The sequence below is a fragment of the Mesorhizobium sp. B1-1-5 genome (assembly GCF_006443065.1).
In the GTDB taxonomy this organism is placed as follows: Bacteria; Pseudomonadota; Alphaproteobacteria; order Rhizobiales; family Rhizobiaceae; genus Mesorhizobium.
Genome location: NZ_VFWS01000424.1, coordinates 1 through 1347 on the forward strand (window position 1 = coordinate 1; position 1347 = coordinate 1347).

Annotated in this window: 1 protein-coding gene; it reads left to right on the forward strand. The window is 63.7% G+C overall.

All coding sequences use genetic code 11. From position 1 onward, the window contains the following. Positions 1 to 1277, forward strand: a 1277-nt coding sequence (locus tag FJ980_RS32030; protein WP_140547493.1) for a nucleotidyl transferase AbiEii/AbiGii toxin family protein, incomplete at its 5' end; no start/stop codon positions are given. Positions 1278 to 1347 lie beyond the last annotated feature (70 nt).

A 1347-nucleotide genomic window follows, 5' to 3' on the forward strand; every position in this document is an offset into this window, starting at 1 on the left:
GTTACTTCGAGACCTATCGCTTTTCGGAGGACCTCGACTTTACGCTGGCGGACGCGTCGCATCTTGAGGAAGCGTTCCTCAAACGGGTTTTCGCCGAGATCGGCGAGTGGGTCTACGAGCGGTCGGGCCTTGAAATGCCAACCGAAGGGCAGAGCTTCGATCTTTTCGACAATCCGCGTGGCAACGTCTCCTGCCAGGGCAAACTGAGTTACAAGGGGCCGGTTTCACCAAACGTCGACGTCATCCGTTTGACGCGCAGCAAACTCGAGCTCACGGCCGATGAGCGGATCGTGCTGCCGCCTGTCAGGGTGCCGGTGTTTCACGCGTATAGCGACGCGCAGGAAGCCAGCTTTGAGGTCCTGGCGTACAGTTACGAGGAAGCCTTTGGCGAGAAGGTGCGGGCCCTCGCCGAGCGGACCAGGCCGCGCGATCTTTATGACGTTGTGAACCTGTTCCGGAACAGCGAGGCGCGCCCTCCTGCAGCCGCGCTCCTCGATGTCCTGCGCCAGAAATGTGAATTCAAGGGCATTGCCGTGCCGAAGCTGGAGGACCTTGCGATCCACCGCGACGGTCTCGAAGGCGGCTGGGAGAACATGCTTGCGCATCAACTGCCCGCGCTGCCGCCCGTCGCCGATTTCTGGGACGTCCTGCCAGACTTCTTTGCCTGGCTCGCCGGGGCAGAGGCGCCGATTGCGCTGCCTGCCTACGCGCTGGCCGCGGGCGAGTCCGTTATCCATGGACGCACGCTCGGACTGGACATTCCGAATGCAGCGCAGACGCACCTTGAGATCATCCGGTTCGCGGGCGGCAACAGGCTCTGCGTCATGCTGGACTATCAGGGCTCCACCCGGCGCATTGAGCCCTACTCGCTGCGCCGCACGAGCGACGGCAACATCGTCCTCCATGCCTTCAATCTCGACAAGAACGAGCACCGGAGCTACCGGGTGGACCGGATCACCGGCGCGCGCGCAACCAGCCAGTCGTTCGTTCCACGCTATGCGGTGGAACTGACGCCGTCCGGCCCCGTGAGCGTGCCGCCAGCGCAGCGGGCAAGCCCGTTCGGCGGCATGGCGATCAGCCGTCCCCACTCCGTCCGGCCCCGGGCCGTCCGAGCCATGGGACGTGCTTCGAGCGGCCCGACATACGTCTACGAGTGCCCTGTCTGCCGGAAGAAATTCCGCCGCCAAACGCGCGACAGTTCTCTAAGGCCGCACCAGTCACCCGCCGGATACCCCTGCAGCGGGCGCACCGGCTATGTGGTGGAAACGCAGTATTGAGACGGCAATGACCGAGCCGCTTTCACAGTAGGGGTCAGAACAAGAGCGGTTCCCACAGACACGCTAAGGT